8 protein-coding genes are annotated in these 13,687 nt (G+C 64.6%); 3 read left to right on the top strand and 5 right to left on the bottom strand.

Annotated elements, in window-relative coordinates; translation table 11 throughout:
* Nucleotides 1–47 precede the first annotated feature (47 nt).
* Nucleotides 48–1,349, bottom strand: coding sequence for an NAD(P)/FAD-dependent oxidoreductase (locus AB4Y32_RS23110; RefSeq protein ID WP_368723572.1), 1,302 nt, complete (start codon nucleotides 1,347–1,349; stop codon nucleotides 48–50).
* Between the two features lie 458 nt (nucleotides 1,350–1,807).
* Between AB4Y32_RS23110 and purL the strand changes: the two genes are divergently transcribed.
* Nucleotides 1,808–5,899: a phosphoribosylformylglycinamidine synthase gene (purL, locus tag AB4Y32_RS23105; RefSeq protein WP_368723571.1), complete on the top strand. Its 4,092-nt coding sequence runs from the start codon at nucleotides 1,808–1,810 to the stop codon at nucleotides 5,897–5,899.
* Nucleotides 5,900–6,080: 181 nt separating this feature from the next.
* Here purL and AB4Y32_RS23100 read toward each other — a convergent pair whose 3' ends face one another.
* The 4 genes from AB4Y32_RS23100 to AB4Y32_RS23085 form a co-directional block, all read right to left on the bottom strand.
* Nucleotides 6,081–6,860, bottom strand: coding sequence for a peptidylprolyl isomerase (locus tag AB4Y32_RS23100; RefSeq protein WP_368723570.1), 780 nt, complete (start codon nucleotides 6,858–6,860; stop codon nucleotides 6,081–6,083).
* Between the two features lie 10 nt (nucleotides 6,861–6,870).
* Nucleotides 6,871–7,197, bottom strand: a complete 327-nt coding sequence (locus AB4Y32_RS23095) for a BolA family protein (RefSeq protein ID WP_087735739.1) — start codon at nucleotides 7,195–7,197, stop codon at nucleotides 6,871–6,873.
* 1 nt (nucleotide 7,198) lies between these two features.
* Nucleotides 7,199–7,729 (bottom strand): septation protein A, encoded by a 531-nt coding sequence (locus AB4Y32_RS23090; RefSeq protein WP_090862268.1) that lies wholly within the window; start codon nucleotides 7,727–7,729, stop codon nucleotides 7,199–7,201.
* Between the two features lie 236 nt (nucleotides 7,730–7,965).
* Entirely contained in the window at nucleotides 7,966–9,534 is a 1,569-nt protein-coding gene (locus AB4Y32_RS23085) for a YdiU family protein (protein WP_368723569.1), read from the bottom strand.
* 151 nt (nucleotides 9,535–9,685) lie between these two features.
* Between AB4Y32_RS23085 and AB4Y32_RS23080 the strand changes: the two genes are divergently transcribed.
* Complete coding sequence (locus AB4Y32_RS23080) at nucleotides 9,686–11,374, top strand: 3-(methylthio)propionyl-CoA ligase (protein WP_368723568.1); 1,689 nt, start codon at nucleotides 9,686–9,688, stop codon at nucleotides 11,372–11,374.
* A 170-nt stretch (nucleotides 11,375–11,544) separates the two neighbouring features.
* Nucleotides 11,545–13,629, top strand: a complete 2,085-nt coding sequence (locus AB4Y32_RS23075; protein WP_368723567.1) for a 3-hydroxyacyl-CoA dehydrogenase NAD-binding domain-containing protein — start codon at nucleotides 11,545–11,547, stop codon at nucleotides 13,627–13,629.
* The last annotated feature ends 58 nt before the right edge of the window (nucleotides 13,630–13,687 follow it).

Raw genomic sequence — 13,687 nt, 5'->3', positions numbered from 1 at the left:
TGCCGATGCCAGCACGCGCAATGGCGTAGCACGAGTGACTGTCCCGATTATTCGCCGAAGCGTTCCGGGCGGAGTGCCGCGATCGTATCGGGCGGCAGTTCGGACGGCGCGCCCGACACGAGGCTTGCGATCAGCTTGCCTGTCCCGAACGCGAGGCCCCAGCCGACGGGCCCATGCCCGGCGTTCACGAAGAGGCGCGGATGCAGCGCGTTGCCCGTCACCGGCAAGCCATCCGGCGACAACAGCTTCACGCCTTCCCAAGGCAGCGCCGCCGAAATGCGCGCGGAGCCCGGCACCCAGTCGTGCGTCGCCTGGCCGAGCAGGGCGAGCGCTTCTTTCGTCAGCGGTTCGGGCAGCGGCTGCTTCGTCTGGCTCGCGCTTTGCAGCACCGCGCCGCCGGCGATGCGCAGCCGGTGATTGCTGCGCGTGATCGTGATGCGCTTGACGGCATCGATCACCGTCGTGTGCGGCGCAAATTCCTCGCGCGCGATCGGCGCGACGAGGTTGTGCAGACGCAGCGGATGCAGCGGCAGATCAAGCCTGAGCTTCTCCAGCAGCGCGAGGCTGCCGACGCCCGCCGCCACGACGACGGCATCCGCGCTGATCACGTCGACTTCACGCGAGCGCGCCGATTCGCCGCTCGCGGGCGCCAGTTCGACGGCTGCGCGCTGGTTGTCGAGCCGGATGCCCGTCACTTCGCGGCCGCACTGGAACTGTACGCCGCCTTGCGCGTCGAGCGTCTGCTTGATCAGCTTCGCGAACAGCGGGCAATTCGCCGTGCCTTCGTCCTCGATCAGCACGCCGCCGGCGAAGTGCGGCTCGAGCGGAATCGAGTGCTCGATGCCCTGGCATTCCTGCGGGCTCAGCACGTGATGCGGCACTTCGAATTGCCGCAGCAGTTCGAGCGCCGGCTCCGTCAGCTCCCAGTCCTGCGCGCCGCGCACGAGGTACAGCTGACCCTTCGATTGCTCGAATTCGAGGTTGAAGTGATGTTCGATGTCGTCGAGCGATTCGCGCGCCGATTCGATCAGCGGACGCAGCAGCGCAAACTGCTTCTTGAACGCGTCGGGCTCGGCAAGCGTGGAGACCTTGCGGATGAATTCGCGCACCGGGCCGTTGAAACCCGTTTTCTTGATCACGCCGCTCTTCGCCGCCTGGCGATGCTGCATGAACGTCGGGCCGAACCAGACATCGAGGGGCGTGGGCAGCAGCGTGCCGCCGTGGCCATACGTGGCGCCTTGCGCGACCGTGGCGTGCCGCTCGACGACGCACACCCGATGACCCGCCGCGCGAAGCTGGTAGGCGGTGGCGACGCCGACGATCCCGCCGCCGATGACAATGACATCCATGGTTAATTCGAGTTGCCCGGGGCGCGCGTGAGGCCAGGCTTATTCCGTATGCGTGACATGCGGCGCAGCGTGAATGGCTGCCCGTGCTGCGCCGATCCGATGAAAGGCGGAATGATAGCAGTCAAACCAGTCGCCCGGCATCGCGCCGTTGAGGATGGGAAGAACGTCGGCCGTCCGGGGTAGTGCTTCGTGCGAAACCGCGCCAAACCTGCCCCGATGTCGCTTGAACGAAACCCGAATTGACCGTGCGTGGCAAGAACGTCGCGCGCAGGCAGCGAAAAACAACGCTGGAGCGGAGTCGGGCACGCCATCCAGGCCAGATCTGCCGGGCCTTCCCGGGTTATAATCCCGGACTTCCTTACGCCTCACGTCGCCTCCACGCGCGACTGTCCGAGCAATTGCCCAGGCAATCGCACGCGGCATCCGGCGACGCAACCGATCGACGCAACGTCAAGTCCATGGCCCACTTCTCGTGTTTCCCCGGCGCTTCGGCCCTTTCCGATTTCCGTCAAACCCGCCTGCTCGATACGTTGTCGCGCATCGACGCCAACATCGTCGGCGTGCGCGGACAGTACCTGCACTTCGTGAACGCACAGACGCCGCTTTCCACGGAAGACAGCGCGAAGATCGAAGCGCTGATGCACTACGGTGACCCGTTCGACGCGGGCAAGGATAAAGGTGCCGTCGAAACCTTTCTCGTGGTGCCGCGCTTCGGCACGGTGTCGCCGTGGGCGAGCAAGGCCACCGACATCGCTCATCACTGCGGCCTCACGCACGTGCGCCGCATCGAGCGCGGCATCGAATACACGGTCGTGCTGAAGAGCGGGTTGCTCGGCGGCAAGAAGATGTTGTCGGGCGAGGCACGCGCCGCTGTCGCCGCCGCGCTGCATGACCGGATGACGGAAAGCGTCGCGCCGTCGCGGGATGACGCGATGCACCTGTTCGACGAGTTGCCCGCCAAGCCGCTGCAGACGGTCGCCGTGCTGACGGATGGCCGAAAGGCGCTGGAAAAGGCGAACATGGAACTCGGCCTCGCGCTCGCCGACGACGAAATCGACTATCTCGTCGATGCGTTCACGAAGCTCGGCCGCAATCCGACCGACGTCGAGCTGATGATGTTCGCGCAGGCCAACAGCGAGCACTGCCGCCACAAGATCTTCAACGCGAGCTGGACGATCGACGGCGAAGCGCAGGACGTGTCGCTGTTCAACATGATCCGCAACACCGAGAAGCTCAATCCGCAAGGCACGATCGTCGCGTACTCGGACAACTCGTCGATCATGCAGGGCGGCATGGCCGAGCGCTGGTTCCCGCGCAAGGCGAATAGCGACGGCGAGCCGGGCGAGCGCTATGGCCGTCACGTCGAGCTGATGCACACGCTGATGAAGGTCGAGACGCACAACCACCCGACGGCCATCTCGCCGTTCCCGGGCGCCGCGACGGGCGCGGGCGGCGAAATCCGCGACGAAGGAGCGACGGGCCGCGGCGCGCGTCCGAAGGCGGGCCTGACGGGCTTCACGGTGTCGAACCTCGATCTGCCCGATGCACGCGAGCCGTGGGAAAACGCGCGCGACGCCACGCAGCCCGTCGGCCATCGCAACAGCGCCGACCAGTTCGACACTTACGGCCGCCCGGACCGCATCGCGTCGCCGCTGCAGATCATGATCGACGGGCCGCTCGGCGGCGCCGCGTTCAACAACGAATTCGGCCGCCCGAACCTCGGCGGCTATTTCCGCACTTACGAGCAGAACGTCGCGGGCCGCGTGCGCGGCTATCACAAGCCGATCATGATCGCGGGCGGTCTCGGCAACATCTCCGACCAGCACACGCACAAGCACGATCTGCCCGCGGGCTCGCTGCTGATCCAGATCGGCGGTCCCGGCATGCGCATCGGCATGGGCGGCGGCGCGGCCAGCTCGATGGCGACGGGCACCAACACGGCCGAGCTCGACTTCGATTCGGTCCAGCGCGGCAACCCGGAAATCGAGCGGCGCGCGCAGGAAGTGATCAACGCGTGCTGGCAGATGGGCGAGGGCAATCCGATCCTGAGCATCCACGACGTCGGCGCGGGCGGTCTGTCGAATGCGTTTCCAGAACTGGTCGACGGTGCGGATAAGGGCGCGCTTTTCGAACTGCGCAAGGTGCAGCTCGAAGAAAGCGGGCTGTCGCCGCGCGAAATCTGGTCTAACGAAGCGCAAGAGCGCTACGTGCTGGCGATTCCGCCTTCGCGCCTCGAAGAATTCGCCGCGCTCTGCGATCGCGAGCGCTGCCCGTTCGCGGTGGTCGGCACGGCCACGGCCGAGCGTCAGCTGAAGCTGATCGACACGGACAACGCCCACGATAACGCCCACGACAACGCGCACCAGCCCGTCGACATGCCGATGGAAGTGCTGCTCGGCAAGCCGCCGCGCATGCACCGCGACGTGACGCGCGTGTCGACGCCGCTGCAGCCCGTCGACGTCACGCATCTCGCGCTGCACGAGGCGGCCATCAACGTGCTGCGTCATCCGACGGTGGCGAGCAAGTCGTTCCTGATCACGATCGGCGACCGCTCGGTGGGCGGCACGACGGCGCGCGACCAGATGGTCGGCCCGTGGCAGGTGCCCGTCGCCGATTGCGCGATCACCACGGTCGATTACGCGGGCTTCCGTGGCGAGGCGATGACGATGGCCGAGCGCACGCCGCTCGCCGTGATCGACGCGCCCGCGTCGGGCCGCATGGCCGTCGGCGAGGTGGTGACGAACATCGCGTCGGCGCCGATTGCTTCGCTGGACAAGCTGAAGCTGTCGGCGAACTGGATGGCCGCGTGCGGCAGCCCCGGCGAAGACGCCGCGCTGTACGACACGGTGAAGGCGATCGGCATGGAGCTGTGCCCGGCGCTCGGCATTGGCATTCCCGTCGGCAAGGATTCGCTGTCGATGCGCACGAAGTGGGCCGACGGCGGCGTCGAGAAGGAAGTGATCGCGCCTGTGTCGCTGATCGTCTCGGCGTTCGCGCCCGTCGAAGACGTGCGCCGCCATCTGACGCCGCAGCTGCTGAGCCACAAGGAAGCAGGCGACACCGTGCTGATCGCGATCGACCTTGGCCGCGGCAAGCAGCGCCTGGGCGGCAGCATCCTCGCGCAGGTCACGCAGCAGGTCGGCGACACGGTGCCGGACGTCGACGATCCCGAGGACCTGAAGCGCTTCTTCGCGGCGATCCAGACGCTCAACGCGGACGGCAAGCTGCTCGCGTACCACGACCGTTCGGACGGCGGCCTGTGGGCGACCGTCTGCGAAATGGCGTTCGCGGGCCATGTGGGCGTGTCGGTGAACGTCGACATGCTGACGCTCGACCCCGATCACGAATTCGACTACGGCGACGCGAAGGATTGGGCGAAACAGACGAGTGGCCGTCGCGAAGACCGCACGATCCGCGCGCTCTTCAACGAAGAACTCGGCGCAGTCGTCCAGGTTCGCGCCGCCGATCGCGACGCCGTGCTCGGTGCGCTGCGCGAGCATGGTTTGTCGGCGTGCTCGCATGTGATCGGCAAGCCGAACGAGCGCGATACGATCGAAATCTGGCGCGACGCGAAGAAGATCTACGAAGCGCCGCGCACCGAACTGCATCGCACGTGGAGCGAAGTGAGCTGGCGCATCGCGCGTCTGCGCGACAACCCCGCGTGCGCCGATGCCGAATTCGATGCGCTGCTCGATGCTTCGGACCCCGGCATCCAGCCGCATCTGTCGTTCGATCCCGTCGAGGACGTCGCCGCGCCGTTCATCGGCAAGGGCGCGCGTCCGCGCGTCGCGATCCTGCGCGAGCAGGGCGTGAATTCGCACCTCGAAACCGCGTATGCGTTCGATCGCGCGGGCTTCGATGCGCACGACGTGCACATGAGCGATCTGCTGTCGGGCCGCGCGGCGCTCGCCGACTTCGCGGGCACCGTCGCGTGCGGCGGCTTCTCGTATGGCGACGTGCTGGGCGCGGGCGAAGGCTGGGCGAAGACGATCCGCTTCAATGCGCAGCTTGCCGATATGTTCGCGGCGTTCTTCGACCGCCGCGACACGTTCGCGCTCGGCATCTGCAACGGCTGCCAGATGATGAGCAGCCTCGCGTCGATGATCCCCGGCGCGGACGCATGGCCGAAGTTCACGCGCAACAAGTCGGAGAAATTCGAGGCGCGCTTCTCGCTGGTCGAAGTGCAGTCGTCACCGTCGATCTTCTTCGCCGGCATGGAAGGCTCGCGCATTCCCGTCGCCGTCGCGCACGGCGAAGGCTTCGCGGACTTTTCACAGCAGGGTGACGCGGCGCGTGTCGCCGTCGCGATGCGCTATGTCGATCATCGCGGTCAGCCGACCGAGCAGTATCCGTTCAACCCGAATGGCTCGCCTGCCGGCATCACGTCGGTCACGACGCCGGATGGCCGCTTCACGGTGCTGATGCCGCACACGGAGCGCGTGCATCGCAACGTGCAGATGAGCTGGCATCCGCAGGCGTGGAAGGACAGCGCGACGGACGGCAGCCCGTGGATGCGTGTGTTCCAGAACGCGCGCAAGTGGCTGGGCTGATATAGCGGGGCGCGGTTCGACGGGTGAAACGGTCGAACCGTGTGCCCTTGTTTTGCCGCGATGTTCGCGACGATGCAAACCTGTTGACTACGCGTCGACTACGAAAAAAGAAAAGCCGCCCGAGGGCGGCTTTTCCACATCTGGTGGGCAGCAAACACTGCCAGCAAGCAGACGGCGACGCTTACTGAATTTTCGCCTTCGAGCGCAGGTCCTCTTCGAACGCTTGCAGCTTTTCCTGCTGCATCTGCTGCATGATCTGCTTCTTCACCTGCTCGAACGGCGGCGGCGGCGTCTCGCGCACGTCGTCGACGCGGATGATGTGCCAGCCAAACTGCGTATGCACGGGGGTATCCGTCATCTGGCCTTTTTGCAGCTTTTGCGCGGCGTCGGCGAACTCCGGCACGTAAGCCTTCGGGTCCGACCAGTCGAGGTCGCCGCCGTTCTTGCCCGAGCCCGGGTCCTTCGAGTACTGCTTCGCGAGGTCTTCGAAGCTCGCGCCGCCCTTGATCTTCGCGATCAGATCCTTCGCCTGCTGCTCGCTCTCGACAAGGATGTGGTGCAGGTGATATTCCTTGCCGCCGATCTGCTTGACCAGTTCGTCGTATTTCGCCTTGACTTCGGCGTCGGACGGCTGGTTTTGCTTCAGGTAGTTTTCGATCAGCGCGCGCAGCACGACCGTCTGTTGCGCGACGGCGACCTGCGCCTTCACTTCGGGCTTCGACGGAATGCCTTCGCGGACCGCTTCCTGCATCAGGATTTCGCGGTTCACCAGTTCTTCGCGCACGGCCTGTTGCAGCTTCGGCGAATCCTGTTGACCCTGCTGCACGAGTTGCTGGATCAGCGCATCGGCACGCGACTTCGGAATCGGCGTGCCGTTCACGACGGCGATGTTCTGTGCGAATGCAGGCGCGGCCGCGCAAGCAGCCAGCAAGACCCAATAGCGGGTTTTTTTCAAGGTCATCGGAAGTTTCCTAACGGGACAGCAAATTGAATTCTTCTGGCGTATAAGCCGTGATGGCGAGAGCGTGAATGCCGCGTTGCATGGCATCGGCCAGCGCATCATACACCATGCGATGGCGCGCCACGCGCGCCTTGCCGGCGAACGCAGCCGCCACGATAGTCACCGCATAATGGCCGCCCGCCGACGCGCCGGCGTGGCCCGCATGCTGCGCGCTGTCGTCGCGCACGGTGATCGAATCGACGGGCGCGAGCGCGGCCGCGATGCGCGACTCGATCAGCGCGATGCGCTCGGCGGGACTTGCTCGAAGGAAAACATCAGGGGAAACGTCGTCGCTCATGTCACTCTTCCTTCATATACTTCGACAGCCACAGACTCTGCCCGACAATGAACACGACAAGGCAGCCGGTAGCGCCGAACAGCTTGAAGTTGACCCACGCATCGGTGGAAAAGTTGTACGCGACGAACAGGTTGAGGATGCCGAGCAGCACGAAAAATACGGCCCATACGATATTCAACTGACCCCACACGCGATGCGGCAACTGGATCTGCTTGCCCATCATCGCTTCGATCAGGTTCTTGTTGAACGCGATCGCCGATACGACCAGCACGACCGAGAACGCCCAGTAGAGCACGGTCGGCTTCCACTTGATGAAGGTGTCGTTGTGCAGCACGAGCGTCGCGCCGCCGAAAACGGTGACGACCCCGAGACTCACCCACAGCATCGGGTCGACCTTGCGGTGACGGAACGCGACCCACGCGATCTGCACCAGCGTGGCGGCGATCGCGACGGCCGTCGCCGTGAAAATGCCCCACACCTTGTATGCAACGAAGAACAGGATGATCGGGAACAGATCGAACAGGAATTTCATTATCGGGGTCGGGAGTCCTGGAAGTTGGGCGCATCCTGCGCGCAGTCTGTGATCGATTTGGGTGACGTGAATGGCTGCAAAGGCCAGCCCGGGCAGTCCGAAGAACGCTTGCCGTCGAGCTTGTATGCGACCGCGCGCATTGGTCCGCGCTCGCACGTGCCGCAGAAAAAAGCGGAGCGCGCGCGACACTATCTGGGCACGAATTGTAACGCAGCCCGGTTGATGCAGTGGCGCCGTCACGACGAGCAGCTGACTTCCAGCGACGAAGCCCAATCGGGCGGCAGCCCCGCATACGCTTCATATTCGGGCTGCTCGTCGAACGGATGGCGCAGCACGCTCGCAAGGCGCCCGACTTCGGAGAAGTCCTTTTCCTTCGCCTTCCGGATCGCCGTTTCGGCCAGGTGATTGCGCAGCACGTATTTCGGGTTCACGCGGTTCATCGCCTCGGCGCGCGCGGCGTCGTCGCGCGTTTCGTGCGACAGGCGCGCGCGATAGTCGTTCGCCCACGCATCGAAAGCTGCGCGATCGAGAAACAGGTCGCGCACGGGCGCATCGCCGCTTGCATCGTGCTTCGACAGCTTCGACAGATTGCGGAACGTCAGCGTGAAGTCGGCGCGGTTCGCGTGCATGATCTCGAACAGCTTGTTGACGAGGGCATCATCGCCATCGCGTTCCGTTTCGAGTCCGAGCTTCGCGCGCATCCGCGCTTCGAGCGCGGGCGCGAAACGCGTCTTGAAGCCTTCGAGCACGCGCTGCGCATCCTGCACCGCGCGCTCGCCGCGCTGCGCCTCGTCGTAACGCTCGCCGAAGAGCGGCAGCAGGCCTTGCGCGAGACAGAAGAGGTTCCAGTACGCGATCTGCGGCTGCATCCGGTACGCGTAGCGCCCCTGCGAATCCGAGTGATTGCAGATGTGATTCGCGTCGAAGCCATCCATGAAGCCGAATGGACCATAGTCGATCGTGAGACCGAGGATCGACATGTTGTCCGTGTTCATCACGCCATGGCAAAAACCGACGGCTTGCCATTGCGGAATCAGATCGGCCGTCGACAGCACGGCTTCGTTCAGCAGCGCGAGATACGGGTCTTCGGCTTGCCTGCACGCCGGATAGAAGCGGTCGATCACGTGATCGGCCAGCGAGCGCAACGCATCGACGCGATCGTTCGCATAGAAGTGCTCGAAATGCCCGAAGCGCACGAAGCTCGGCGACACGCGCGTGACCACGGCCGCCGTTTCCATTTCTTCGCGGCGCACGGGCTGATCGGAGCCGGTTACGCAGAGCGCGCGCGTCGTGGGAATGCCGAGGTGATGCATCGCCTCCGAGCACAGATATTCGCGAATCGACGAGCGCAGCACCGCGCGGCCGTCGCCCATGCGCGAATAGGGCGTACGTCCGCCGCCTTTCAGCTGAAGCTCGAACCGTTGGCCCGCGTGCTCGACTTCACCGAGCGTGAGCGCGCGGCCATCGCCGAGCTGACCGGCCCATACGCCGAACTGATGCCCCGAATACACCGATGCATACGGCAGCGAGTCGGACGGCCAGTCACGCGTGGTGTTGCCCGAGAAGAACTCCGCGAAGCCCGGTGTATCGGCGAGACCGGGATCGAAGCCGAGCATGGCCGCGACATCCGGCGCGAAGCCGACGACATACGGCGCAGGCAACGGCGCTGCGGGCAGTCGCGTCAGAAAGACGGTGCCGAGTGCCGCGAAGCTGCCTTCGCGCTGGTTGTCGATGGTGACTGCCGCCGTCGACATGGGACCGGACAAGCCGGCCGATAGCCCTACATTGCATGGGGAAAACGACATGTTGAGCGCCTCTTTATTAACCGATATTGTAATTGCGCGCCTGCCGCGCTGCAGGGCGCACGTCTGCGGCGCATTTCGAATGCCTCGTCATTCGACGGCGCGGCAGCCGTCGCGCATTCGAACGAATACACAAACTGGGAGACACCCGCGTATGACGACGCCGCTCTATGGACAGATGATGGACGTGCCGCTGACGGTCTCTTCGTTGCTCGCGCATGCGTCACGCCACTTCGGCACGACGGAGATCGTGTCGAAGCGCATCGAGGGCGACGTGCATCGCTACACGTACCGAGACTGCGAGAAGCGCGCGAAGCAGCTTGCGCAGGCGCTGATTGCACTGGGCGTCGAAATGGGCGACCGGATCGGCACGCTCGCATGGAACGGCTACCGGCATCTGGAAACGTACTTTGGCGCGACGGGCTTCGGCGCCGTGTGTCACACGATCAATCCGCGCCTCTTTCCCGATCAGATCGCGTGGATCATCAATCATGCGGACGACCGCTACGTGTTGTTCGACATCACGTTCGCGCCGCTCGTCGATGTGCTCGCGGCGCAATGTCCGAACGTGCGCGGCTGGATCGCGATGACGGACGAGGCGCACATGCCGCGCATGTCGACGGCCGCGTCGAGTTACGAAGCGCTGCTCGCGCAGCACGACGGAGACTTCGACTGGCCGCTCATCGACGAACGTTGCGCATCCAACCTTTGCTATACGTCGGGCACGACGGGCAATCCGAAAGGCGCGCTGTACTCGCATCGCTCGTCGGTGCTGCACGCGTTCGGCGCGTCGCTGCCGGATGCGATGGGCTTGTCCGCGCGCGATTGCGTGCTGCCCGTCGTGCCGATGTTCCATGTGAACGCGTGGGGCATTCCGCACGCCGCGCCATTGACAGGCGCAAAGCTCGTGTTTCCGGGCAAGGATCTCGACGGCAAGTCGCTGTATGAGCTGATGGAAGCCGAGCGCGTCACGTACTCCGCAGGCGTGCCAACCGTTTGGCTCGGGCTGCTGAATCACGTGCGCGAAGCGGGCGTGCGGTTTTCGTCGCTGGAGCGCACGGTGATCGGCGGTTCCGCGTGCCCGCCCGCGATGATCAGGATGTTCCAGGATACGTATGGCGTCGAGGTGATTCACGCGTGGGGCATGACGGAGATGTCGCCGCTCGGCACGCTGTCGAAGCTCACGTGGGAGCAGTCGCAGCGCTCGCCGGACGAGCAGCGCAAGCTGCGCGAGAAGCAGGGGCACGCGATGTACGGCGTCGACATGAAGATCGTCGGCGACGACGGGCGCGAACTGCCGTGGGACGGCGTTGCGTTCGGCGATCTGCACGTGCGCGGGCCGTGGGTGATCGACCGGTATTTCCGCGGCGACGCGTCGCCGCTCGTCGACGGCTGGTTCCCGACGGGCGATGTCGCGACCATCGACAAGGACAGCTTCCTGAACATCACCGACCGCAGCAAGGACGTGATCAAGTCGGGCGGCGAGTGGATCAGCTCGATCGACGTCGAGAACATCGCGATCGCGCATCCCGCCGTCGCGGAAGCGGCGTGTATCGCGTGCGCGCATCCGAAGTGGACGGAGCGGCCGCTGCTCGTCGTCGTGAAGCGCCCCGATACCGACGTGACGCGCGACGAACTGCTCGCGTTCTACGAAGGCAAGATCGCGAAGTGGTGGATTCCCGATGATGTCGTGTTCGTCGACGAGCTGCCGCACACGGCGACGGGCAAGCTGCAAAAGCTCAAGTTGCGCGAACGGTTTCGCGATCATGTGCTGCCGTCCGCGCTCGCAATCGAAAACTGCCCGTTAGACGACGAAGCGCACGCGAAAAGCGATCCGTCGTAGATCTCGGGTTAACCCTACTGCAAGCGCGCATTGCTTTAATTGAACGAGCGTGCTTTTTTGTGTATTCTGCCTGCTATCGTTAAGGAACGTTAAAACGGCGGACAATGGTCCGCATGTTCCGATCATGGCCGCGTACCCGAATCGCGGCCTCATGGCATGGAGGCAGGCAGATGGCAGTGGACTATACGACACACGACGGCGTCGCCGTCATCACACTGAACAATCCCCCCGTCAACGGCCTCGGCCTGTCGACACGCACGGGCATCATCGAGGGCATCGATCGCGCGCAGCACGATCCCGCCATCAAGGCGATCGTGCTGACGGGCGCGGGCAAGGCGTTCTCGGGTGGCGCCGACATCACCGAATTCAACACGCCTAAAGCGCTGCAGGAGCCGACGCTGATGACGGTCATCAAGGCCGTCGAAGGCAGCGCAAAACCGGTTGTCGCCGCGATCCACAGCGTTGCGATGGGCGGCGGGCTGGAACTCGCGCTCGGCGCGCACTATCGCGTTGCGGCGCCCGGCGCGCAGATTGCACTGCCCGAAGTGAAGCTCGGCATTCTGCCGGGCGCGGGCGGCACGCAGCGTCTGCCGCGCGCATTGGGACTGGAAGCGGCGCTCAACATGATCGTGTCCGGTACGCCTGTGATGTCGGAGAAGCTCGCGGGCACAGGCCTGTTCGATGAACTGGTCGAAGGCGATCTGCTCGAAAACGCGCTCGCGTTTGCGCGCAAGGTCGGCGCGCAAAGCGGTCCGCATCCGAAGATCCGCGAGCGCGAGATCGAGCATCCGAACGCGGCGGGCTTCATCCAGTTCGCGCGCAACAGCGTCGCGGCCGTCGCGAAGCAGTTCCCGGCGCCGCACAAGTGTATCGATGCGATCGAAGCGGGCGTGCTGAAGGGCTTCGAGCAAGGCATGAAAGTCGAGCGCGAATGCTTCCTCGCGCTCGTGCAAACGCCCGAGAGCAAGGCGCTGCGTCACGCGTTCTTCGGCGAGCGCGCGGCGAGCAAGATTCCCGATGTGCCGTCCGATACGCCCGTGCGCGACATCAGGAAAGTGGCCGTGATCGGCGCGGGCACGATGGGCGGCGGCATCGCGATGAACTTCGTCAATGCGGGCCTGCCCGTGATGATGCTCGAAACGAAACAGGAAGCGCTCGATCGCGGCGTCGCGACGATCCGCAAGAACTACGAGGCGACCGTCAAGAAGGGCAAGCTGACGGCGGAGGCGCTCGAAGAGCGCATGGCGCGGATCACGCCGACGCTCTCGTATGACGATCTCAAGGACGCCGATCTGATCATCGAAGCCGTGTTCGAAGAGCTCGGCGTGAAAGAGCAGGTGTTCGGGCGCCTCGATGAAGTTGCGAAGCCGGGTGCGATCCTCGCGTCGAATACGTCGACGCTCGATCTGAACAAGATCGCTGCGTTCACGAAGCGTCCGCAGGACGTGGTCGGCATGCACTTCTTCAGCCCCGCGAACGTGATGAAGCTGCTCGAAGTCGTGCGCGGCAATCAGACCGCGAAGGACGTGCTCGCCACCGTGATGAAGGTCGCGAAGAAAATCAAAAAGACGGCAGTGGTGTCGGGCGTGTGCGATGGCTTCATCGGCAACCGGATGATCGAGCAGTACATCCGTCAGGCGCTCTTCGTGCTCGAAGAAGGCGCGCTGCCCGCGCAGGTCGACAAGGCGATCGAGAAGTTCGGCTTCGCGATGGGACCGTTCCGCATGAGCGATCTGGCGGGCAACGATATCGGCTGGGCGATTCGCAAGCGGCGTTATCAGGAACAGCCGGAGATGCACTATTCGAAGATCGCCGACCGTCTGTGCGAGACGGGCCGCTTCGGGCAGAAGACGGGCGGCGGCTGGTACGACTACAAGGCGGGCGACCGCAACGCGTATCCGTCGAAGCAGATCGACGAGATGATCGTCGCGTATTCGAAGGAGCTCGGTGTCGAGCGCCGCAAGATTTCCGACGACGAGATCGTCGAGCGTCTCGTGTTCGCGCTCGTCAACGAAGGCGCGAAGATTCTCGAGGAAGGCATCGCGTCGAAGGCGTCGGACATCGACATGGTCTATCTGACGGGCTACGGCTTCCCGCTGTGGCGCGGCGGTCCGATGCTCTACGCGGATAACGTCGGGCTCTACAACGTCGAGCGCGCGATCCGCCGTTATGCGGCGCAAGCGAACGGCGACGCCTGGCAGATTGCTTCGGGCATCGCCGAACGCGCGGCGCAAGGGCGCGGCTTCAACGGCTGAACGCGAACGGGCCGCTGACTGGGTCGAAGCAACGTTGTCGAAGCGATAGCATCGAAGC

The sequence above is a fragment of the Paraburkholderia phymatum genome, assembly GCF_040965635.1.
Taxonomy (GTDB): Bacteria; Pseudomonadota; Gammaproteobacteria; order Burkholderiales; family Burkholderiaceae; genus Paraburkholderia; species Paraburkholderia phymatum_B.
The sequence above is the reverse complement of the archived record's forward strand: the minus strand, read 5'-3'. Positions and strand labels throughout refer to the sequence as shown.

Coding starts and splice junctions, on each gene's coding strand:
- purL (WP_368723571.1), top strand. CDS start 1,808: ATGGCCCACTTCTCGTGTTTCCCCGGCGCTTCGGCCCTTTCCGATTTC.
- AB4Y32_RS23090 (WP_090862268.1), bottom strand. CDS start 7,729: ATGAAATTCCTGTTCGATCTGTTCCCGATCATCCTGTTCTTCGTTGCA.
- AB4Y32_RS23080 (WP_368723568.1), top strand. CDS start 9,686: ATGACGACGCCGCTCTATGGACAGATGATGGACGTGCCGCTGACGGTC.
- AB4Y32_RS23095 (WP_087735739.1), bottom strand. CDS start 7,197: ATGAGCGACGACGTTTCCCCTGATGTTTTCCTTCGAGCAAGTCCCGCC.
- AB4Y32_RS23085 (WP_368723569.1), bottom strand. CDS start 9,534: ATGTCGTTTTCCCCATGCAATGTAGGGCTATCGGCCGGCTTGTCCGGT.
- AB4Y32_RS23100 (WP_368723570.1), bottom strand. CDS start 6,860: ATGACCTTGAAAAAAACCCGCTATTGGGTCTTGCTGGCTGCTTGCGCG.
- AB4Y32_RS23110 (WP_368723572.1), bottom strand. CDS start 1,349: ATGGATGTCATTGTCATCGGCGGCGGGATCGTCGGCGTCGCCACCGCC.
- AB4Y32_RS23075 (WP_368723567.1), top strand. CDS start 11,545: ATGGCAGTGGACTATACGACACACGACGGCGTCGCCGTCATCACACTG.